This is a genomic window from Acinetobacter sp. UBA6571, from assembly GCF_002434085.1.
Classification (GTDB): domain Bacteria; phylum Pseudomonadota; class Gammaproteobacteria; order Pseudomonadales; family Moraxellaceae; genus Acinetobacter; species Acinetobacter radioresistens.
The window spans coordinates 1-20,165 of the sequence record NZ_DJJJ01000026.1; the positions used below are offsets into that span (position 1 = coordinate 1).

Consider the following 20,165-nt stretch of genomic DNA (forward strand, 5'->3'; position numbering starts at 1 on the left):
TGTCTGTTTAAAGGTCTCTACGGTCATGCCTGATCGGAGAGATTTTTGTTTTTTATAGAAGGTGATATTGGGCTATGAATCCCTTACGTTCTTCCGTTATTCCAGTGTCTGATCCGGCAGCTGGTTTACGTATTACGGAGATTTTGTATTCGTTGCAGGGAGAAGCAAACGCTGCGGGGTTACCAACAGTATTTATTCGTCTGACTGGCTGCCCTTTACGTTGTACCTATTGCGATACGACCTACTCTTTTGAAGGAGGGGTACGTCAGTCACTTGAAGAAATCATTGCAACTGCCCGAAGTTATAATACACCTTACATCTGTGTAACCGGTGGAGAACCACTGGCACAACCGAATTGTCTGGTTTTACTACAACGTTTATGTGATTTAGGACATAAGGTTTCTTTAGAAACCAGTGGTGCACTCGATGTATCTAAAGTTGATCCACGCGTATCAAAAGTTCTAGACTTAAAAACTCCAAATTCTGGAGAAGTTACACGTAACTTAATGTCAAATCTAGAATTTCTGACCTCAAATGATCAAATCAAGTTTGTTATCTGTAACCGTGATGATTACCAATGGGCCAAAGAGCAGCTTGCGCTGTACTCCCTAGAACAGAAAGTCAGTACAGTCTGGTTCTCTCCTGCGTTTGCAGTGGAAAAAGGTGCAGCCCAATTACCTAAACTGGCTCGCGAATTAGCACAGTGGATTCTAGATGACCAGCTTCCCGTTCGCTTCCAGTTACAACTACACAAGCTACTTTGGAATGATGAAACTGGCCGTTAATCACGGTACAGAAAGATTGGAGAAACAATATATGCGCTCGCGTGCAATTGTCTTATTATCTGGTGGATTAGATTCAACAACCTGTCTGGCTTGGGCACAGGCACGTTATGAGTGTATCGCTATTAGCTTTATGTATGGTCAGCGTTCAACTACTGAACTGGATGCAGCTAAAGCACTTACTCAGCGTGCCGGCGTAGAACATCGCGTTATTAATATTGACCTGGGCAATCTGGGTGGTTCGGCACTGACAGATCATAATATTGATGTCCCTGTACAGGAACAGTCAGGCATACCCGTAACTTATGTTCCTGCCCGTAACACCATCTTCTTGTCTTATGCCTTGGCAGCTGCAGAAGTATTTGATGCAGAGGCTATAGTAATCGGGATTAATGCCGTAGATTATTCAGGTTATCCGGATTGTCGTCCTGAGTTTATTGAAGCATTTGCCAATATGGCGCGCCTGGCCACTAAAGTGGGAGTAGAAGGCAAACCTTTAAAATTTGAAACACCCCTGTTACATTTATCTAAAGCGAATATTATACGTTTGGGCATTGAACATGGCGTAGACTATAGCCAGACGGTTTCCTGCTATCAGGCAGATGACCAAGGACGTGCTTGTGGACAATGTGATAGCTGCCGACTTCGTAAACAAGGTTTCCAAGAAGCAGGTATTGAAGACCCTACACGTTATATACCGTAATCACCAGGTACAATTTATGAAGAACTTAGCATCAAAACTTTTCCTTTCCTCCCTGTTCTCAGCAGCGACTCTGTTAACAGTAAATACCCATGCTGCAGAAGCAAATCCTCTTCAGCAGGCTTATAAAAGCACAAATGTTAAATCTGCCCTGATCAATGTTTGTAAAACAGAAACAGGTAAAAGCAAGAAACTCTCTGCTGCTGAAGTAAGCAAATACTGTACCTGTGCTGTAGAAGCAGATGGTAAATTGACCAATGCTCAAAAATGGGAAATCCAGAGCACAATTAACCAGAAGAAAAGCCCAAGCAGTTTAGCTTTTGTTCAAAAACAAAATAGTGATTTACAAGCGTGCTTCGGTCCACAGTTAACTTCAAAACTGCAAAACCTGACCCAAGAAGCCATGAAATCAGCGCAGGCAAAAAAATAATTGCCTTATTATTTTGCTAGCCACATTCGTGGCTAGTTTTTGGAGAAAACCATGAGTACTGAAGATATTAAATTACCTGACCACGTATTCCCAACCGCAAATGGTGAGATCAACTTATCTGAAGTGCCATCTGCATGGTTGGTTCTCTATTTTTATCCTAAAGATTCTACACCCGGCTGTACTACTCAGGCCCTTGAGTTTACTGAATTAAAAGACCAGTTTGATGCTATGGGCGCTACTGTCGTGGGTATCTCTCGTGATTCAGTCAAATCTCACCAGAATTTTACCACTAAGCAGGAACTGCAAATTGAGCTGGTCAGTGATGCGGATGAAATCCTGTGCAAACATTTTGATGTCATTAAAGAAAAAAATATGTATGGCAAAAAAGTTATGGGTATCGAGCGTTCTACCTTTTTATTTCATAACAATCAGCTAATGAAGAGTTACCGTAAAGTCACTGCAGCTGGTCATGCTGCTCAAGTATTAGATGATATCCACACAATGAGTGAAGTGGAATAAACTATAAAAACTCTAATAGCAAGCCGGCACTTTAGCCGGCATTTTTATAGATCTGTGGTCTTTAGTCTTGCTTGATTTCTTTAAGAAAGGTGTGAAGCAGACTACAGGTGTGTTTTCAAGTTTAACCGGTTCGACATATAAACTCTCTAATATTGCTAAATTATTTAAAGGTTTTAATCTTCATTACTGTATATTGCTATAGTCTTGCTCTTTATATTTTTGCTGTAGCTGACGGTACACCAGACCATGCTGGAAATTCTTCAAAAAATTTTGTGAACCCGCCGGGAAAGCTTCTGTTTTAATTATACCCTGATAATAGGCTTCGCGCAGTGGCGTCGCAGAAATGGCACCTTCCAGACTCTCCAGTTCAACCATCGTCCATTCTGGAAATAGTTTCAGATAATATGATGATGCATCTTTAAAATGGCCGATCAGACCAATTTTAGAGCCAGTTTGAACCACCTGATTAACTAAAGCTTTAACCTGCTTTACCCATTTTTCATCATTGTAGACATCAATGACATGAACAAAAATAATTCGCTTCTGATCTTCTGGTGAAAAGTTGGACAATATCATTTCTTCACGTTCAGAAGCTGTGAATGGATTTTTGAGATTCCGTTCATTTTGAGCTGAACCCAAAGCCAGAATCACATACTGACTTTGACTTAAGGCAACCTGTACCGTCTGCAAATGTGCATAATGAAAAGGCTGAAAACGCCCGATGAAGACAAGATAATCAAAAGTATATGACATAAGTTCTGAGCTTTAATGACTCATCAGTTGCATTTTCAAAAAAGATATGCGACATAATAAGCCATAATAAAATCATGATTTAAAGCATGGATAGTACGATGACATTAAGCTGTATACAACAACCACATCAACATTTAAAAGCAAAACTGGATCACGGAATTCTTACGCTGGCTATTGACCGGCCTGAAGCCAAGAATGCCTTATATGGTGAGCTTTATTTATGGATTGCTCAGGCACTTGATGAAGCAGATATTTCTAGTGATGTACGGGTAGTAATACTTCGTGGCTTAAATGATGACTTTACTGCAGGAAATGACATGAAAGATTTCATGCAGTTTACCCAGCAGCCTTTACAGGATAAAGCAGGCAATATGCCCCCTTTTGTCTTGCTTAAATCAGCAACAAAATTTTCAAAGCCTTTAATTGTAGCGGTTAAGGGGGTAGCTATTGGTATAGGAGTAACTATACTGTTGCATGCCGATCTGGTCTACAGTGATGATGATGCTATTTTCCAGATTCCATTTGTAAGTTTAGGTCTTTCTCCAGAAGGTGCAGCAAGTCAGCTTCTTGTTAAGCAGGCAGGCTACCATCGTGCTGCTGAACTGCTGTTTAGTGCTAAAAAATTCACAGCAAAAACTGCCGAACAGGTAGGCTTGGTCAATCGTGTGATTAAGGATGACATCTATGAAGATGCCAAAATTATTAACTTGATTATTGAAAATGATGTTTATGATTATGCTCACAAAGCTGCCGAATATCTAACTCAGTTACCGCTTGCCTCCATTAAACAGACTAAAGCGCTAATGAAAAAAGATTTAGCTAATATTATTGAGTGCATTGATGAAGAAGCTGAAATTTTTATGCAGCGCGTTAAATCTCCTGAAATGATGGAAGCTGTACAGGCTTTTATGCAAAAACGTAAACCTGACTTTACACAGTTCAATTAAGTTTTATGCTCAAATCTGGATACCTGAGATGTGTCCAGATTTTTTGTTGTCTATACTCCTCTGCCTCTGAGGATTTTCTCTAAATCTTCCTATTGAATTGAACTGTTTAATTATGCCAAATACTGAAAATTATACCCAAAACAGTGAACAGCCAGAAAAGAAACGTTACTATGAACCTGCACCTCAGGATATTGACGTTGAGCAGTTCAAAAAAGTTGTAGAAAGTCGCCGTTCAGTACGCAAGTTTACTGACAAGCCCATTCCAGAAGATGTGCTGGATGCATGTCTGGATTTAGCCTTACTGGCACCCAATTCATCCAACCTGCAACCATGGACTTTTTACGTAGTTCAAGATCCTGATAAAAAACAGCAGCTGATAAAAGCCTGTATGAGCCAGCTCGCTGCCAAAACTGCATCTGAACTGATTGTCTGTGTTGCACGTACAGACCGCATTGATGAAATGGCAAAACGTAATGTCAATGAATTTCCTTTTCCAGAAGCGCCGCCAGCAATCAAGAAATACTACAAGTATATTCCGTATAACTATAAAACGGGCTATTTGAATGCTTTTGGCAACTTTAAGAAAGTTGCTTTTAAAGTGGCGCGCAGTCTGGATAAGCAGATGCCAGTCTCTGCATTTAGTCCTGCAGATGCCAAACTCTGGGCAAGCAAGACCACAGCGCTGGCATGTGAAAATCTGGTACTGGCTTTACGTGCCTACAGTTTTGACAGTTGCATGATGGAAGGTTTTGATGAGCCGATGGTACGCCAGATTTTGGAACTAAATGACCAGCAATATCCAATCATGGTGATTGCTGCAGGTGAACGGGCCAAAGATGGTGTATTCTTTCCACAGTACCGTTTTGATCGCGAACTTTTTATACAAAAAGTTTAAAAAGTTTTCATGAGTGTCATCGAGTATAAGTAAGTAAAATAGGTTTTCTTGCTTCTGCTTACTTTATTAATAAAAGTAAGCAGACAGGTATAAACAGGCTATTTTGTATAGAGCGGTAAGTAGGCTAAAGTAATAGATTTTAAAGGGAAGTTTTTCTTAAAATAAAACCTGCTTCAATCGCCTATTACAGCTTTAGCTTGTTCATAAAGATGCTGAAAACAGCTCTGCTATTGTATGTTGAGAAGTTGAATAAACTCGAATGCTGGTTCTTCATAAGGATGGCTGTTCTTTAGCGCCCGAGCAACAGCAGCAGCTTTTTCTTCAGGTACAATTGATTCTACCCGCCATTCCTCTACTTGTTCAATTTGTCCGACCTGACCAATATGTGGGTCCGCTCCTTGCATTGGTCTAAACTGCCCAATTCCCTTTACCTGCCATACACAATGTTCATAATCTCCTATTCTTCCTGCTCCGGCGGCAAAGATTGCTTGTTTGGTAGAATCCAGATACTCATCAGGAACGAAGTAAATCAGCTTTAACATAGAACCTCCTTTTTGTTATCTCTGTCTTTAATATCGTATAGCCAACGTTATTGTCACTAGGCAAGCTGAATAAATTACCGAATAGTAAAAAAATTCATAACAATCTCAGGATTATTTTATGGCAACAGTACTAATTACAGGTGCGGGCACCGGCTTTGGTAAAGGTGCAGCATTTCTCTTGGCAAAGAATCATCAAGTGATTGCAGGTGTCGAGATTGCAGCACAGATTTTTAGTCTGGAACAGGAAGCTAAGGCTCAGGGACTTGATAATATTCGCTTTGAAAAGCTTGATATTGCGGATCCAAAAGATCGTGAAAAAGCTACAGCTTGGGACATTGATGTCTTGGTTAATAATGCAGGGATTTCAAAAGCCGGCTCTTTGGTCGATATACCTGAGAAAAATTTGCGTGAACAATTTGAAGTGAACGTTTTCGGCACAATACTGTTAACACAAGAGTTCGCTCGTAAAATGGTAGATAAACATAGCGGAAAAATTATTTTCATTTCAAGTGTTGCCGGACTTTCTGCTGGGCCCCTGATTGGAGCTTATTCAGCCTCCAAACATGCAATTGAAGCATTTGCCAAAGCACTGGATGGTGAACTGCAAGAATTTGGCGTACAGGTTGCAACTGTAAATCCGGGACCTTTTTTGACAGGCTTCAATGACCGGATGTTTGAAGACTGGAAAACTTGGGAAAACAACCCTGAAGAGTGGATCTTTGATTACTCTCAAATGGCCTTTCCTCATGAACAGTTTGAGCCTGAAATAGTTTATCAGGTCATTGCTGATGTGGTTGAAGGTAAAAGTGATCTGTTTAGAAATGTTGTGCCTCAGGAGATGAATGATCAGTTACAGAAATCTGAAGATGAACTCTGGACCAAAAAAGTGAGTACAGAGAAGAAACGTCATCCACAAGTTGAAAAGGCTTATGAGCTTGAGCCCTATACCAAGGCATCTAAGGATAAATAGTCAGAAATTTTTTATATAAAAAAGCCACCTCAGGTGGCTTTTTTATATATGTATAATTAACCGATAAACTTGCGGGCATTACGGAACATGCGTAACCATGCTCCATCTTCCTTCCACTCTTCTGGTTTCCATGAATGCTGGATCGCACGGAAAGTACGTTCTGGATGTGGCATCATAATAGTCGCGCGTCCATCCCTAGAAGTTACACCAGTCACTGCCTCTGGAGAACCGTTCGGGTTAAGAGGATACTGCTGGGTCGGGTTGCCATGGCTATCGACATAACGCAGAGCAATTTGACCATTAGCGTTCAGGCTACTCAAGCTGTCATCAGAAATTACTGCACGACCTTCACCATGTGCAACGGCTATTGGCAGAATAGAACCTTCCATTCCTTCTAACACTACAGAATTTGATTTTTCTACTCGTACGTTTACAGTACGGGCTTCAAATACTTCAGAAGTATTACGGTGAAAACGTGGCCAGTTTTCTGCGCCAGGTATCAACGGTGCCAACTGTGACAACATTTGACAGCCATTACAGATCCCTAAAGAGAATGTTTCTTCACGATGGAAAAACTGCTCGAACTGGTCACGCAACTTGGTATTAAACAGGACTGATTTTGCCCATCCTCCACCTGCTCCAAGCACATCACCATAAGAGAAACCACCACAGGTTACCAGACCTTCGAATTCGTCCAGACTTACGCGACCAGCTAAAAGGTCACTCATATGCACATCGATACTGTTGAAACCCACTTTATCAAATGCCGCGGCCATTTCTACATGTCCGTTTACACCCTGTTCACGCAGAATTGCCATATTTGGACGACGTGTATTGATAAATGGTGCCTCAATTGGCTCATTTAAGTCAAAGGTTGGTTTAGCAATAATACCTTGATGATCAGCATTGGTAATCAGTGAATATTCCTGATCAGCCGTTTCAACATTATCACGTAAACGTTGAATCTGATGAGAAACCTCCGACCAGGCCTGTTGCAAGTCAGAGCGTGCCAGCGTTAAACCATTTACATTTAAAGTATCGGTCGTATTTACCGAACCAATCAGGCTGATAGCATCTTTAAGTAGAGACTCGGAAATTTCTGCCTGCAGTGCTTCCCAATCAGTGGCTTTAAGTTGTAATACTGCACCAATTTCTTCTGCAAACAGACTTTCAACTGACTGCTCTTCTAGTGCAACACCCAGACGTGAGGCAAACATCATTTCTGTAACAGTTGCCAGCAGGCCACCATCACCGATGTCATGATATGCCTGAATCAGGCCACGGTTGTTCCAATCCTGAACCAGTGCAAAAAACGCTTTAAACTCATCAAAGTTATCTACATCTGGTGTAACTGTACCGATTGCTTTATAAACCTGTGCCAAAATAGAACCACCCAGACGGAACTGGCCTTTAGACAGATCAATACGTACCAGTACTGAATCTTCAAGTTTCTTCAGCTCGGGCGTCATGGTTTTACGCACATCACCAACAGGTGCAAATGCTGTAATCACACCGGTCATTGGAGAAGTTACAGCTTTATCTTCACCGTTATCATTCCAAGTGGTACGCATGGAAAGTGAATCTTTACCAACCGGAATTGCAATTCCTAAGGCTGGGCACATTTCCATACCGATCGCTTTTACACCTTCAAACAGGGCCTGATCTTCACCTTTTTGGCCTGCTGCAGCCATCCAGTTGGCAGAAAGCTTGATATCACTAATCTGTTCAATATTGGCACAGGCAATGTTAGTAATTGCTTCTGCTACTGCCAGACGTGCTGATGCTGCCGGATTCAGTAAAGCTACAGGAGGACGCTCTCCCATTGCCATTGCTTCACCCGTATAGCCTTGCAGGCTGGTCGTAGTTACTGCTGCATCAGCGACAGGAACCTGCCAAGGCCCTACCATCTGGTCACGCGCAACCATACCGGTAATTGAGCGGTCACCAATTGTGATGAGGAAAGATTTTGAAGCAACTGTCGGATTTTTCAAAACACGGAAAATTGCATCGTTTAAATCAACTTTTGAGGCATCAAAATCATTACCCTGACGAGGCGCTGTCTCATAAGAACGCTGCATGCGTGGTGTGCCGCCCAGCATAACCTGCATCGGCATATCTACCGGTTTGTTCGCAAATAGCGGGTCTTCAACCGTAAGATGACGTGCTTCCGTTGCTTCACCCAGTACAGCAAACGGACAGCGTTCACGAGCACAGATTTCTTCAAATTGCTGCAGAGATTCTGGACGGATTGCTAGTACATAACGCTCCTGAGCTTCATTCGACCAGATTTCCATTGGTGACATACCTGACTCAAGCGAAGGAATCTTGCGCAGGTTAAGTACAGCTCCCAGCTCATGGTCATTGACCAATTCAGGCATGGCATTAGATAAACCACCCGCGCCAACGTCATGAATAGAAACAATCGGGTTGAAATCTTCCAGACGCCAGCAGGTATCAATCACTTCCTGACAACGGCGTTCCATTTCAGGGTTTTCACGCTGTACCGAAGCAAAATCAAGATTTTCTCCCATGGTACCACTGTCAACAGAAGATGCTGCACCACCACCTAAACCGATCAACATAGCTGGCCCACCGAGTACAATCAGCAGGTCACCCGGTTGAATCGCATCTTTTTCAACATGGTCAGGACGAATATTGCCATAACCGCCAGCAATCATGATGGGTTTATGAAATCCTTTAACTTCACCGTTTACATTTTGCTCAAAAGTACGGAAATAGCCATTTAATGCAGGACGACCGAACTCATTATTAAATGCAGCACCACCCAGCGGGCCTTCAATCATGATCTGCAACGGAGAAGCCATACGAGATGGCTTACCATAATTTTCTTCCCAAGGCTGTTCAAAGCCAGGGATATTGAGGTTAGACACAGTAAAGCCGGTTAAACCTGCTTTTGGCTTACCTCCACGGCCTGTTGCGCCTTCATCACGGATTTCGCCACCTGAGCCTGTGGCTGCACCGGCAAATGGAGAAATCGCTGTTGGGTGATTATGGGTTTCTACCTTCATTAAAATATGGGCAGCCTGACTTTTATACTTATACACATAATGACCACTTTCATCCTGTTTTGGATAAAAACGTTGTGTGTCATAGCCTACAATTACAGAGGCATTATCTTTATAAGCAGACAGAACATCGGTTGGAGATTCTTTATAAGTATTTTTGATCATTTGAAACAAGGATAATGGCTGTTTTTCACCATCTACTGTCCATTCTGATCCAAAGATTTTATGACGGCAATGTTCAGAGTTAGCCTGAGCAAACATCATCAGCTCAATATCATTCGGATTACGGCCCATATTAGTAAAAGCTTGGGTCAGATAATCAATCTCTTCATCAGACAGGGCAAAACCAAACTCATTATTGGCTTTAACCAGTGCCTCTTTACCTTGCCCTAAAATATCAATTGAATTTAAAGGTTTTGGTGCAGTCTCATTAAATAGCGCCTGTGCATCTTCAATCTGAGCAAATACACTTTCGGTCATACGGTCATGCAGAGCCAGTTTCACATCAGCAGAAACCTCAGGAATATCTTTTAAAGTATAAAGAATACCGCGTTCTAGACGATGTACTGGCACATTACAGTTCTTGAAAATATCAGTCGCTTTAGATGACCATGGCGAAATGGTTCCCACGCGTGGTGTTACCAGAATTTGTATTTCATTATCTGAAACTTGGCGCAATTCAAAGATTTCACCATCATTCAGAAGTTGCAAGGCAGATTGATGCTGCTGCTCGCTGAGCGCTTGATCAAACAGATAAACCCACTGGCTGTCAAAAGATTGAACAGAACTAATTGACGCTAAACGTGATAATAGTTGAGTTTTCTTGAAAGAAGAATGTGCTGGTGCACCGGCCACGATAAACATGCTGATTTTGGCTCCACGGGCAGGCCTGAGCGACCATGCCGCAATGTGACTTGAAGAGAGCGCATATTCTACTGTGAAAGCCTATTTGGGGCTAGTGATAAAGCCATGAAAAGCTCATTTTCCTACGCTTTATTTTAAAAAAATAAGAGCTTAACCTTCGCCTAGCTCTTATCATCTCGGTGTTCAGGTATACTATTCACAGATTAAAAATAAATATTCTTACTTCATGTAATTTCTAAATACTGTATAATTTTCAAACTATTCCAGAGTTAAAAATATAAAAATTTACTGTAATTTTCAGCTATTTCTGATGTCTAATCTGGTACTAGATGCGATATTTAGGAAATTTATTAGGGTACTGCTTTTATGAATACTTTAGAGACTTAAGTTGAACGCAGTTTTAAATGACTGTTATGTCTGCCAGCCAAAAGGCCAAGCTCGGCTGAATATAAAACACCTGAGCCAAGCCCGACAATTACTGTCGCTTCTGGCTGGCGAATTATAGAATTTTTTGGCATGATCAGGTTTTGAATCAACTGAATAATCATAAATGGAACAAATGCGTTGGTTAGAGCTTCTCTCGGCGGTGCGTCTGGGAAGTAAAAAGAGTACTTCAGAACTGGCCCGTAGCCCTTTTCATAAAGATTATGACCGCATTATTTTTTCGCAAAGCTTTAGACAGTTAAACCGCAAGACCCAAGTGCACCCGCTTACCCAGCATGATGGTATCCATACTCGTCTGACCCACTCACTGGAGGTATCATGTATTGGCCGTTCAATGGGTATGCTTGCAGCTGAAAAAATCAAGGATGAGTTACCGGTATGGATTTCCCCAGCAGATGTAGGAGCCATTATTCAGGCTGCGTGTCTGGCCCATGATATTGGTAACCCGCCCTTTGGACATGCAGGTGAATATGCGATTCGGGAATGGTTTGATGATGCATCTCATAATGACTTGCTGAGAGAATTAACTCCTGAGCAGGAAGCCGACGTCCGTCAGTTTGAAGGTAATGCACAGGGACTGCGTCTGCTCACCCGAATTGATTATCATCCGAATGATGGTGGAATGCGCCTGACTTATGCGACTTTGGGTGCCTATTTAAAATATCCCTGGCTGTCTAAACGCATTGATGACCAGCCATCACACCAACGGGCCAAGTTCGGCTGCTATCAGTCTGAAAAAGAAATTTTAAAGCAGATTGCCGAACAGCTTGGACTGATTCAGCTCGGTGATTATCATTATTGCCGCCATCCACTTACTTATCTACTTGAAGCGGCGGACGATATCTGTTACGCCCTGATCGACCTGGAAGATGGCATTATTTTAAATATGCTGAGTTATGAAGAAGTCGAGCCGATTTTCCTGAATCTGATTGCAGATTATGGTCAGCCAGAAGAACTGAATTTTGAGAATACCACCTGGCAGCAAAAAATCGCGGCCTTACGTGGTCGGGCCATGAAACGTCTGGTAGACGAAGTAACTTCTGCTTTTGCACGCCATCATTTTGAAATTTTAACTGGCCAGCTTAAAGGCAGCTTGTTGCAGTATTGCCCCAAAGATATTTGTGAAGGTATAGAAACTGCCAAGAATATGGCCCGAAACAAGATTTTTGAGCACCGGCAGAAATCAGATCTAGAAATTATCGCGCATATGAGCTTGCAGCACATTCTGGATGCTTTTGTTCCTTTAACATTGCCACAAAAGTCTTTAAGCTTTAAAGAACGGCGTCTGATGACAATTTTGCAGGAGTTTGGGGCCAATTTTCAGACTGATCATTACCAGAATATTATGCAGGTACTGGATATTATCAGTAAGTTTTCAGACCATCAGGCATATGAACTGGCCCAAGCCTTACAGGGTCGCCGCACTACTTTTCTTTAATTCAGGAATATAAACTCAAAATGATCGGTTGTTTAATTGGTGAAGTATTTGCACTGGAAGCTCCTACCGTACTTTTAAATGTTAACGGTGTAGGTTATGAAATTGACACCCCGCTTTCTACATTTTGCCAATTACAAAAAGGCCAGAAAGTTACATTGTGGACTCATCTGGTAGTACGTGAAGATGCTCAACAACTTTACGGTTTTAGTAATGCTCAGGAAAAAACCATTTTCCGTACCTTACTCAAAGTTAATGGTGTTGGTCCGAAAATGGCTCTTGGTATTCTTTCTACCTTAAGTGTAGAACTGCTGGTGCATACGATTGAACATGATGACCTGAACACACTGGTTAAAATCCCTGGTGTTGGCAAGAAGACTGCCGAGCGTTTAATGATTGAATTGCGTGACCGTTTCAAAACACTGGCACAAGCAGCAACTACCAGTAGCACTGCCCTGCCGCAAATCCAGTTCATTGCCAACTCTCCGATTGCCGAAGCAGAAGCCGCTCTGCAGTCACTGGGCTATAAACCGCAAGAAGCACAAAAAGCTGTAGCTGCAGTAAAAGGTGACTTCAGTGAATCAGCCGATTTGATCCGTGCTGCACTTAAGTCAATGATGAAATAAATTAAGTAGATAACGAGCTCATGCAAGACCGACTTATTAGTGGTTCAGAAAAACCAGAAGATCATTTTGATCGTGCCATCCGCCCAACCTCACTGGATGACTATATTGGTCAGCCGGTAGTACGTGAGCAAATGGAAATCTTTATCGGTGCGGCGCGTGGTCGTGGTGAAGCACTAGACCATACCTTAATCTTTGGCCCGCCGGGATTGGGTAAAACTACCCTAGCTAATATTATTGCCCGGGAAATGGGTGGAAATCTCAAATCCACGTCAGGGCCGGTACTGGAACGCGCGGGTGATCTGGCAGCAATGCTGACCAACCTCGAAGAAGGTGATGTACTGTTTATCGATGAGATTCATCGACTTTCCCCGGTAATTGAAGAAATTCTGTATCCGGCGATGGAAGACTATCAACTGGATATCATGATTGGCGAAGGACCAGCTGCCCGTTCAATCAAGCTGGACCTGCCGCCTTTTACACTGGTTGCTGCCACTACTCGTGCCGGATTACTGACTTCGCCCCTGCGTGACCGTTTTGGTATCGTACAGCGTCTGGAATTTTATTCAGTAGAAGACCTGACACATATTGTAACGCGCTCAGCCAGTCTCATGGATGTACCAATTACTGAAGAAGGTTCACGTGAGGTCGCACGCCGTGCACGCGGAACACCCCGTATTGCCAATCGGTTATTGCGTCGTGTTCGTGATTATGCTCAGGTAAAAGGTACTGGAGAAGTAACTCAGGAAATGGCGCAGCGCGCGCTAGATATGCTGAATGTCGATAAAGATGGATTAGATACGCTGGATCGCCGGTATTTAAGCATGCTACTTGAACGATTTGACGGCGGGCCTGCCGGTGTAGAAGCACTTGCTGCAGCAATGGCAGAAGATTCAGGGACATTAGAAGACGTGATTGAACCTTATCTGATTCAGCAAGGCTATGCCATGCGTACTGCGCGCGGCCGTATCGCGACCAATATGGCTTACTTGCAGTTCGGTATGACCCCACCAGAACCAAAACATTAAGAATAAGCTAGAAATAGAGAAACCCGGTGTGCTAAGCCGGGTTAATCACGGTTCCAAAATATGATCTTAAAAAATGCTCAGTTAGAGTTTTATGCAGAGCGTTTAGTTTCTTGCATATTCTCTAAATATTCTATGTCATAATCATTTAAGTCCAGTCGGCTTAGCCGCTGCTTTAAAACTTTAAGCGACCATGGCCAGGCAGCAAAATTACGGCCATTCTGATCAAGATAGTAACTTTTACATCCACCACTATTAAATACAGTCTTACGCAGGTGTTTTTGCACCTGAATATTATGTTGATGAATCACATCAGACTTTATAGAGAGCTTACTGATTCCTTGTTTTTTCATCTGCAATAAGCCGTTTACGATATATTGTACCTGTGCCTCTGCCAGTCCTATAAATGAATCATAGACCAAAATATTTGGGCCTAGCATCAAGAAAGCATTAGGGACACTTTCAAGGCTGGTCCCCAAGTAGGCTTCCGGTGAGCTATTTTTCCATAAATCTGCCAGATACTGTCCTTTTTCATTAATCACGCGCTGACCAATCGGCGGATGGGATACTTCAAATCCTGTACCCCAGATAATGACATCTACCTCGTGGCTTTCTCCATTTGCTGCAATTACTTTATTGCCCTCTACCCGAACCAGTCCGTGTGGAATTAACCGGGTATTCGGCTGTATTAAGGCGGGATAATAATTATTGGCAAACAGAATACGTTTACAGCCAATCAAGAATTGAGGGGTAACATTTTGACGTAATACTGCATCTTTAATTTGAAGTTTAAGCAGCTGTTTAGCTCCATTGTTGACTGGTTTTAAAAATACAGGATGACGTAACCCCAAATTAATCAGGTTAAGAGAACCCGCTACAGCCTGACGCCATCTCTGCTGAATGACTGGGGCCCTGGCAAGCAAGGTCTTGGTATATCTTCCTAAGGGTAAATCAGGTTTTGGTAAGACCCAAGGTGCGGTACGCTGGAACACGAAAAGTTCCTTGGCTAAGGGTTGGATCTGCGGGATAAACTGAATTGCTGAGGCACCTGTTCCAATAACTGCGATGCGCTTGCCTGTTAAATCATATTCATGATTCCATTTTGCTGAATGAAACATCTTTCCTGTAAAGGTTTCTAGTCCTTCAAGCTTGGGAATTTGCGGCTCAGTAATAGGGCCTGTAGCAAAAATTACAGTTCTAGCTTGATAAACCCTCTCATGAGTTTCCAGTATCCATCTTTGCTGGTCTTCATGCCAGCTGGCCTTGACCAGCTCCTGATTAAATTCAATTTTTGACAGAATATTATATTTTTCACTTACATTTTTCAGATAAGCAAATATTTCAGGCTGTTTGGCAAATAAATGGCTCCAGCGAGTACTCGGCGCAAATGAATAGGAATACAGTGCCGAAGGAACATCACAGCCGCACCCCGGATAAGTATTTTCCCGCCAGGTCCCCCCTACAGTACTTGCCTTTTCAATTATTTTAAAATGATTCAACCCTGCTTCATCTAACTTGATGGCAGCTGCAATACCAGAAATACCAGCTCCGATAATAAAAGTATCATATAACTGGTTATCATTTTTAGCAGACTGCTTCTTCTTATGGACGCGCTGTTTGGTTTTAACTTCAGTCATCATTATATTTATACTCTCAAGTTTTTATAAACTGATAAGACAGGCCAAGAAACTTGGCATACAGACTTGGAGAAGTTCGTTTCATCAGCCAGAACAGTTTGGCATCAAGTTGTGGTGTTGTATAAAGCTGTTCTTTATCCAGCCGGTCTAAACTCAATCTGGCGACTTTATCACTGGTCGTAAATGCATAATTCATCAAGGCATGATCAGCAAGTTTTGAGTACTGGCCTGGAATACGGCCGTTCTTGATAATATTGGTAGGGACCAGAGTTGGACAGACCACATTTACTTGAATCTTGAACTTTTTCAGCTCAGATGACAAAGTTTCAGAGAGGGCTAATACCCCTGCTTTACTGACGTTATATACACTCATCTCTGGAGCGGCTGTATAAGAGGCTGCTGAGGCCACATTGATAATAGCGCCATACCCCAGCTTTTTAAATTTTGGCACAAAAGCATGGCAGCCATGGATAACACCCCATAGATTTACCTGCATACACCATTTCCAGTCATCAAGTGATACTTCGTCAAACTTGCCACCCAGCCCAACGCCAGCATTATTGATTAAAAGTGTAACCGGGTGTCCTAAAAGCTGCTCAGCCTGTTCAGCAACACTGTTTACCTGTTCAGCATTTCCTACGTCGCACTGTAATGCAAATGCTTTCGCACCAGTTGCCTTAATCTGATCAACAGTATCCTGTGCGGCTGCCAGGTTAAGGTCTACACAGACTACTGCACCTCCACGTTTAGCCAGCTCATATGCAAAACTCCGTCCAATACCGCTACCGGCACCGGTAACTACCGCATAGGCATTCTGGCTTGATTTACTTCTATTACCTGATAATTTCATGCTGAATCCAATATTCGATATTCAAGATTTTTAAGCTGCAGCTGTACGCAGAGGTGGCACAAACTCTTTAATAAAGTATGGCGTTAACAGCCCTTTCTCCGGATCAAGCAAATATTTTTTGTAGAATTCCAGATACTCAGTAGTGTCATGGTCATTCGGGTGAAAATCACGGCGCAGATAATCGAATACATGATGCCAGTTACTACCGAAGACGCCATATTTCCGCCCGACCAGCAGTTTTAAACTATCTTTGACATCGTTGTAATAACGTCGGCTGATGAGATAACGTGGTGAACGCAGATAAGGGAGCATGATGCCACCTAATGACACCAGCCCCAGAATAGTAACCAATGCCAGTACAAAACCAGAAACTCTTAACCAGTAATTACCTGATAGAACCTGATAAACGTCATAAGCAATATCTTTATGTTCAGACTCCTCAAGCATATGCCACATCCATAGCGCCATAGTCTTATTATCTTCAGTACGAGTTAGCGGATTGTCCATCATAGCCATAATCGAAGAATCCGTATTAACCATCATATGCTGGGCTATAACCGCGGTGAAATGTTCAATAGCCGCCATAAGTGATAATTTCATTGGCTGAGGAAAGCGCAGAAAGATATGGTCAAAGACTTTGTCTGCCAAAAAACGGTACAGAGTGACAGGGAAACGGTTATCTTTTAAGATTTCATTCCATTCCTCATGAATTTTTGAATGGATGGCTTCCTGTCCAATTAGGCTGGTAACTCTCTGTTTTAAGACCGGATCAATTACGAGATCACGATGAAAACGAGCAGTTTCAATAACCAGGTCTTCACCATACGTCAGAAAAATCGAGAGCGCCTGCCAGTACGCACTGCCTAAAACAGTCTGAAAATAGAACTTGCTATCCAGCTCATCTTTATCAAATTTAAAATCAAAATGTCGAATAGGTATATTCAGACTCGCTACATTATGCTGCTTACATGCAGTTTCATTCCCGCTACGGGTGAGAAAGATTTTACGTACAACTTGCGTGAGCATTGCACACCTCTTATCCAATTTATTTTTCTACATGTGAAATTTGGCTAAATACATTTTTAGAACTTATGGAAATATCCGTTAGCAGGTTCATCTATGCTTCTTTAGCCAAGTGTCACGATTTTTATAGTTAGGGTGCGGTATAGGCAGTTTTTATACAATTGGCAAAGTGCTCGCATGCACTGAACCTTTTTGCCAATTAATTGCTTTCTTGTATTTGCATGCTCTCTACAGGATTGTCAGCTTGTGCCATTTGAGTTCAGAACGTCTATGCTAAAATCCGGGCCTGAGTCAGGGTGGTATCTTGGTAGGACTTTCAATTTAAAGCTTTCTTTCAGCCAGAGGTAAAATAGCAATTTCTTTATATCAGTCGTAATGAATTACATGTTTTGGTTTAAGTTTCCTTGTATTGAAATAAGTTCAAGTCTGGTCAAGAAAGAAATATCAAGTATTACCCTAAGTAAAGCAAAACCAGATATTTAGTTTTTAAATATCTAAAAGTATTTTAGACGGATGCGATCTATGGCAAATCATTTCGAGTTTCAGATTCGGGTATATATTGAAGATACAGATGCGGGCGGTATAGTTTATCACGCCAATCATATCCGCTATATGGAACGCACCCGTACGGAATGGCTACGCGCTGCTGGTGTTGATCATTACTGGCACCAAAAAGATTATAACTTTGTGGTGCATAAGATTAATGTCAAATACATGCGTCCAATTCTCATGGATGACCTGATCACTGTTACAGCACGTGTTATTTCGTGTAAAGCTGCATCATTTGTGTTGCAACAGAATATTTATCGTGGTGAAATCTTGCTGGCTTCGGGTGAAGTCGAACTGGCCTGCTTGAATGACAAAATGATGCCGCGCAAGCTGCCAGAGCAAATCCGCGATCTCATCCGTAAAGAACTGGAACAAGACTAGAAAAATCACTGGCAACTTCTCTATGGCAACACAACTTGAATCAACCCTGCATATCTCCGATTTAATTCTGCAAGCAAGTCCTGTGGTTCAGCTGGTTATGCTGATTCTACTACTCACTTCAATCTATAGCTGGTACCTGATTGCCAAGTTGTATATGAGTCATAAGAAAGCCCAAAAAGATGATGAACATTTCCAGAAAATGTTCTGGTCTGGTGCCGAGCTGAATACGCTATACAATAACGCCCAGCTCAACTCAAAACGCTCAGGCCTGGAAGATATTTTTTATCAGGGACTGGGCGAATTTTTTAAATTGAGTAAACGACATGCCTCAACGACACAGTCGATTGAGGGAACCGAACGTATTTTGCGTGTAGGTCTGAGCCGTGACCAAGGTAATCTTGAGCAGGGGCTGGGAGCATTGGCCAGCATTGGTTCAGTTGCCCCTTATATCGGTCTTTTCGGTACAGTATGGGGCATTATGAATGCCTTCATTGGTCTTGCTGCTGTTGACCAGGTAACACTCGCTACTGTCGCACCAGGTATTGCCGAAGCACTTATTGCAACTGCTATTGGCTTGTTTGCAGCTATTCCTGCTGTCTTGGCTTTTAACCACTTTACAGCTAAAGGTGAAGCACTTTACTCAGACCGTGCCCTGTTCGCCGAAGAAATGGTAGCCTTGCTACAACGTCAGTCTGTGGGTCCTGCACAGGAAGCTGAATAATGGCTATTCAACGTTCCGGACGCTTTGAGCGGATCAAAAAACCTTTAAAAAGTGATATGAATGTCGTGCCCTATATCGACGTCATGCTGGTATTGCTGGTGATCTTCATGGTAACTGCTCCAATGATTACCAGTGGCATTAATGTAGATTTACCACAAGCTAATGGTAATCCGATTGAATCTAAAGATGCACCTGCCATGGTTACCCTAGATAAAGATGGTCATTACTATCTAGAATACGAACAGCATAAGGCAGAGCCTCTAGAGCTATCTCAGCTGACCCAGATTTTAACTGAAGCACAGACTCAGGCTGAGGCAGACAACAAACAGCTCAATGTAGTGATCCGTGGACATAATACCCGCCCTTACGGTGATGTCATAGCCTTGATGTCCAGTCTTCAGGAAGCCGGTTTAACTCAAGTGGGTTTACTGACCGAACCATTAAAGTAATTTTATGAAAGATTTTAAAAAGCCTCCTTTTAAACAAAAAGCAGTAGCAATTGGATTTACGCTAGGCGTACATCTGGTGGCTGTGGTCGGCTTGCTTTATTTGGGTATGAGTACACCGCCTGAAGCTCCTAAACAAATTAAAACTGTACTTATTAAACCTGAGGATCTCCCCCCGCCTGAACCTGTTCCTCTAGAACAGACGGATACTGTAGAGACCGTACATGAAAACCAGGCAACCGAAATTACGCAAACTGCCGAGCCAAGTATAGAACCAGCTCCTGTTATTCCAGTTCCTGCTACAACCTCTGCTTCACTACAGGCAACTGAAGCTGCAAAACGTGCAGAAGAAAAGGCGAAAGCAGCAGAGGCAGAAAAATTAAAAGCTCAAGCAGACGCAAAAGTAAAAACAGATGCCGCGTCACGAGCTAAAGCTGAAGCATTGGCTAAACAAAAGACCGAAGCTCCTGAAAAAGCTAGAGCTGATGCACAAGCAAAAGCTGACGTTGCTGAAAAAGCCAAAGCTGATGCGCAGGCCAAAGCAAAAGCTGACGCTGCTGCAAAAGCAAAAGCGGATGCTGCTGAAAAAGCCAAAGCCGATGC

20 protein-coding genes and 1 pseudogene are annotated in these 20,165 nt (G+C 42.4%); 14 read left to right on the top strand and 7 right to left on the bottom strand.

The genetic code is table 11. The annotated features are described in order from the left end of the window. Positions 1 to 74: 74 nt before the first annotated feature. Genes queE through B3X18_RS03860 form a run of 4 tightly spaced genes read left to right on the top strand, consistent with a single transcriptional unit; the run spans position 75 to position 2,431 of the window. Positions 75 to 785 carry a 7-carboxy-7-deazaguanine synthase QueE gene (queE, locus tag B3X18_RS03845; protein WP_286935142.1) on the top strand — a complete coding sequence of 237 codons (711 nt, stop codon included), beginning with the start codon at positions 75 to 77 and terminating at the stop codon, positions 783 to 785. Positions 786 to 816: 31 nt separating this feature from the next. Beyond that, on the top strand, positions 817 to 1,485 hold the full coding sequence (gene queC, locus B3X18_RS03850; RefSeq protein ID WP_005019336.1) for a 7-cyano-7-deazaguanine synthase QueC: 669 nt from the start codon (positions 817 to 819) through the stop codon (positions 1,483 to 1,485). A gap of 16 nt (positions 1,486 to 1,501) precedes the next feature. Continuing rightward, entirely contained in the window at positions 1,502 to 1,912 is a 411-nt protein-coding gene (locus tag B3X18_RS03855) for a hypothetical protein (protein WP_005019333.1), read from the top strand. 51 nt (positions 1,913 to 1,963) lie between these two features. After that, a complete protein-coding gene (locus B3X18_RS03860; protein ID WP_005019332.1) occupies positions 1,964 to 2,431 on the top strand; it encodes a peroxiredoxin in 468 nt (155 codons plus the stop codon). A gap of 183 nt (positions 2,432 to 2,614) precedes the next feature. Here B3X18_RS03860 and B3X18_RS03865 read toward each other — a convergent pair whose 3' ends face one another. After that, positions 2,615 to 3,184 carry a nicotinate-nicotinamide nucleotide adenylyltransferase gene (locus B3X18_RS03865; protein ID WP_005019331.1) on the bottom strand — a complete coding sequence of 190 codons (570 nt, stop codon included), beginning with the start codon at positions 3,182 to 3,184 and terminating at the stop codon, positions 2,615 to 2,617. A 98-nt stretch (positions 3,185 to 3,282) separates the two neighbouring features. Here B3X18_RS03865 and B3X18_RS03870 point away from each other — a divergent pair, with 98 nt between their 5' ends. Then, complete coding sequence (locus B3X18_RS03870; RefSeq protein WP_005019330.1) at positions 3,283 to 4,131, top strand: enoyl-CoA hydratase-related protein; 849 nt, start codon at positions 3,283 to 3,285, stop codon at positions 4,129 to 4,131. Between the two features lie 112 nt (positions 4,132 to 4,243). After that, positions 4,244 to 5,026 (top strand): nitroreductase family protein, encoded by a 783-nt coding sequence (locus tag B3X18_RS03875; RefSeq protein WP_005019329.1) that lies wholly within the window; start codon positions 4,244 to 4,246, stop codon positions 5,024 to 5,026. Positions 5,027 to 5,253: 227 nt separating this feature from the next. Here the strand turns inward: B3X18_RS03875 and B3X18_RS03880 are convergent, their stop codons facing one another. Beyond that, positions 5,254 to 5,568 (bottom strand): YqfO family protein, encoded by a 315-nt coding sequence (locus tag B3X18_RS03880; RefSeq protein WP_005019328.1) that lies wholly within the window; start codon positions 5,566 to 5,568, stop codon positions 5,254 to 5,256. A gap of 118 nt (positions 5,569 to 5,686) precedes the next feature. Between B3X18_RS03880 and B3X18_RS03885 the strand changes: the two genes are divergently transcribed. Beyond that, positions 5,687 to 6,538: an SDR family oxidoreductase gene (locus tag B3X18_RS03885; RefSeq protein ID WP_005019327.1), complete on the top strand. Its 852-nt coding sequence runs from the start codon at positions 5,687 to 5,689 to the stop codon at positions 6,536 to 6,538. 56 nt (positions 6,539 to 6,594) lie between these two features. Here the strand turns inward: B3X18_RS03885 and purL are convergent, their stop codons facing one another. Together purL and B3X18_RS03895 are read right to left on the bottom strand one after the other, a co-directional pair. Further along, the gene (purL, locus tag B3X18_RS03890) at positions 6,595 to 10,428 is read right to left on the bottom strand and encodes a phosphoribosylformylglycinamidine synthase (RefSeq protein WP_005019326.1); all 3,834 of its coding nucleotides are present in this window, start codon (positions 10,426 to 10,428) and stop codon (positions 6,595 to 6,597) included. Positions 10,429 to 10,811: 383 nt separating this feature from the next. Next, positions 10,812 to 10,976: a hypothetical protein gene (locus tag B3X18_RS03895; protein ID WP_005404413.1), complete on the bottom strand. Its 165-nt coding sequence runs from the start codon at positions 10,974 to 10,976 to the stop codon at positions 10,812 to 10,814. A gap of 2 nt (positions 10,977 to 10,978) precedes the next feature. On the opposite strand from B3X18_RS03895, the gene B3X18_RS03900 reads away from it, so the two are divergent. Genes B3X18_RS03900 through ruvB form a run of 3 tightly spaced genes read left to right on the top strand, consistent with a single transcriptional unit; the run spans position 10,979 to position 13,958 of the window. Next, positions 10,979 to 12,310, top strand: a complete 1,332-nt coding sequence (locus tag B3X18_RS03900) for a deoxyguanosinetriphosphate triphosphohydrolase (protein ID WP_005019325.1) — start codon at positions 10,979 to 10,981, stop codon at positions 12,308 to 12,310. Between the two features lie 20 nt (positions 12,311 to 12,330). Beyond that, the gene (gene ruvA, locus B3X18_RS03905; RefSeq protein ID WP_005019323.1) at positions 12,331 to 12,933 is read left to right on the top strand and encodes a Holliday junction branch migration protein RuvA; all 603 of its coding nucleotides are present in this window, start codon (positions 12,331 to 12,333) and stop codon (positions 12,931 to 12,933) included. Between the two features lie 20 nt (positions 12,934 to 12,953). Next, positions 12,954 to 13,958, top strand: coding sequence for a Holliday junction branch migration DNA helicase RuvB (ruvB, locus tag B3X18_RS03910; RefSeq protein ID WP_005027049.1), 1,005 nt, complete (start codon positions 12,954 to 12,956; stop codon positions 13,956 to 13,958). Positions 13,959 to 14,047: 89 nt separating this feature from the next. Here ruvB and B3X18_RS03915 read toward each other — a convergent pair whose 3' ends face one another. Genes B3X18_RS03915 through B3X18_RS03925 form a run of 3 tightly spaced genes read right to left on the bottom strand, consistent with a single transcriptional unit; the run spans position 14,048 to position 17,468 of the window. After that, positions 14,048 to 15,595: a flavin-containing monooxygenase gene (locus B3X18_RS03915; RefSeq protein ID WP_005027050.1), complete on the bottom strand. Its 1,548-nt coding sequence runs from the start codon at positions 15,593 to 15,595 to the stop codon at positions 14,048 to 14,050. Between the two features lie 13 nt (positions 15,596 to 15,608). Beyond that, on the bottom strand, positions 15,609 to 16,442 hold the full coding sequence (locus B3X18_RS03920; RefSeq protein ID WP_005027051.1) for an SDR family NAD(P)-dependent oxidoreductase: 834 nt from the start codon (positions 16,440 to 16,442) through the stop codon (positions 15,609 to 15,611). A 30-nt stretch (positions 16,443 to 16,472) separates the two neighbouring features. After that, complete coding sequence (locus B3X18_RS03925) at positions 16,473 to 17,468, bottom strand: metal-dependent hydrolase (protein WP_005019318.1); 996 nt, start codon at positions 17,466 to 17,468, stop codon at positions 16,473 to 16,475. Positions 17,469 to 17,987: 519 nt separating this feature from the next. Here B3X18_RS03925 and ybgC point away from each other — a divergent pair. The 4 genes and pseudogenes from ybgC to B3X18_RS03945 all read left to right on the top strand — a co-directional run. Next, positions 17,988 to 18,395: a tol-pal system-associated acyl-CoA thioesterase gene (ybgC, locus tag B3X18_RS03930; protein ID WP_005019316.1), complete on the top strand. Its 408-nt coding sequence runs from the start codon at positions 17,988 to 17,990 to the stop codon at positions 18,393 to 18,395. Between the two features lie 22 nt (positions 18,396 to 18,417). After that, on the top strand, positions 18,418 to 19,116 hold the full coding sequence (gene tolQ / locus B3X18_RS03935) for a protein TolQ (RefSeq protein ID WP_034670396.1): 699 nt from the start codon (positions 18,418 to 18,420) through the stop codon (positions 19,114 to 19,116). Beyond that, positions 19,116 to 19,565: a protein TolR gene (tolR, locus tag B3X18_RS03940; RefSeq protein WP_005019311.1), complete on the top strand. Its 450-nt coding sequence runs from the start codon at positions 19,116 to 19,118 to the stop codon at positions 19,563 to 19,565. The genes tolQ and tolR overlap by 1 nt, the downstream gene beginning before the upstream one ends. 4 nt (positions 19,566 to 19,569) lie before the next feature. Beyond that, positions 19,570 to 20,165: pseudogene (locus tag B3X18_RS03945) on the top strand (protein TolA); the annotation flags it as partial.

Excerpts from the sequence above, each read along its gene's own strand:
- queE (WP_286935142.1), top strand. The coding sequence starts at position 75 with ATGAATCCCTTACGTTCTTCCGTTATTCCAGTGTCTGATCCGGCAGCT.
- queC (WP_005019336.1), top strand. The coding sequence starts at position 817 with ATGCGCTCGCGTGCAATTGTCTTATTATCTGGTGGATTAGATTCAACA.
- B3X18_RS03855 (WP_005019333.1), top strand. The coding sequence starts at position 1,502 with ATGAAGAACTTAGCATCAAAACTTTTCCTTTCCTCCCTGTTCTCAGCA.
- B3X18_RS03860 (WP_005019332.1), top strand. The coding sequence starts at position 1,964 with ATGAGTACTGAAGATATTAAATTACCTGACCACGTATTCCCAACCGCA.
- B3X18_RS03865 (WP_005019331.1), bottom strand. The coding sequence starts at position 3,184 with ATGTCATATACTTTTGATTATCTTGTCTTCATCGGGCGTTTTCAGCCT.
- B3X18_RS03870 (WP_005019330.1), top strand. The coding sequence starts at position 3,283 with ATGACATTAAGCTGTATACAACAACCACATCAACATTTAAAAGCAAAA.
- B3X18_RS03875 (WP_005019329.1), top strand. The coding sequence starts at position 4,244 with ATGCCAAATACTGAAAATTATACCCAAAACAGTGAACAGCCAGAAAAG.
- B3X18_RS03880 (WP_005019328.1), bottom strand. The coding sequence starts at position 5,568 with ATGTTAAAGCTGATTTACTTCGTTCCTGATGAGTATCTGGATTCTACC.
- B3X18_RS03885 (WP_005019327.1), top strand. The coding sequence starts at position 5,687 with ATGGCAACAGTACTAATTACAGGTGCGGGCACCGGCTTTGGTAAAGGT.
- purL (WP_005019326.1), bottom strand. The coding sequence starts at position 10,428 with ATGTTTATCGTGGCCGGTGCACCAGCACATTCTTCTTTCAAGAAAACT.
- B3X18_RS03895 (WP_005404413.1), bottom strand. The coding sequence starts at position 10,976 with ATGATTATTCAGTTGATTCAAAACCTGATCATGCCAAAAAATTCTATA.
- B3X18_RS03900 (WP_005019325.1), top strand. The coding sequence starts at position 10,979 with ATGGAACAAATGCGTTGGTTAGAGCTTCTCTCGGCGGTGCGTCTGGGA.
- ruvA (WP_005019323.1), top strand. The coding sequence starts at position 12,331 with ATGATCGGTTGTTTAATTGGTGAAGTATTTGCACTGGAAGCTCCTACC.
- ruvB (WP_005027049.1), top strand. The coding sequence starts at position 12,954 with ATGCAAGACCGACTTATTAGTGGTTCAGAAAAACCAGAAGATCATTTT.
- B3X18_RS03915 (WP_005027050.1), bottom strand. The coding sequence starts at position 15,595 with ATGATGACTGAAGTTAAAACCAAACAGCGCGTCCATAAGAAGAAGCAG.
- B3X18_RS03920 (WP_005027051.1), bottom strand. The coding sequence starts at position 16,442 with ATGAAATTATCAGGTAATAGAAGTAAATCAAGCCAGAATGCCTATGCG.
- B3X18_RS03925 (WP_005019318.1), bottom strand. The coding sequence starts at position 17,468 with ATGCTCACGCAAGTTGTACGTAAAATCTTTCTCACCCGTAGCGGGAAT.
- ybgC (WP_005019316.1), top strand. The coding sequence starts at position 17,988 with ATGGCAAATCATTTCGAGTTTCAGATTCGGGTATATATTGAAGATACA.
- tolQ (WP_034670396.1), top strand. The coding sequence starts at position 18,418 with ATGGCAACACAACTTGAATCAACCCTGCATATCTCCGATTTAATTCTG.
- tolR (WP_005019311.1), top strand. The coding sequence starts at position 19,116 with ATGGCTATTCAACGTTCCGGACGCTTTGAGCGGATCAAAAAACCTTTA.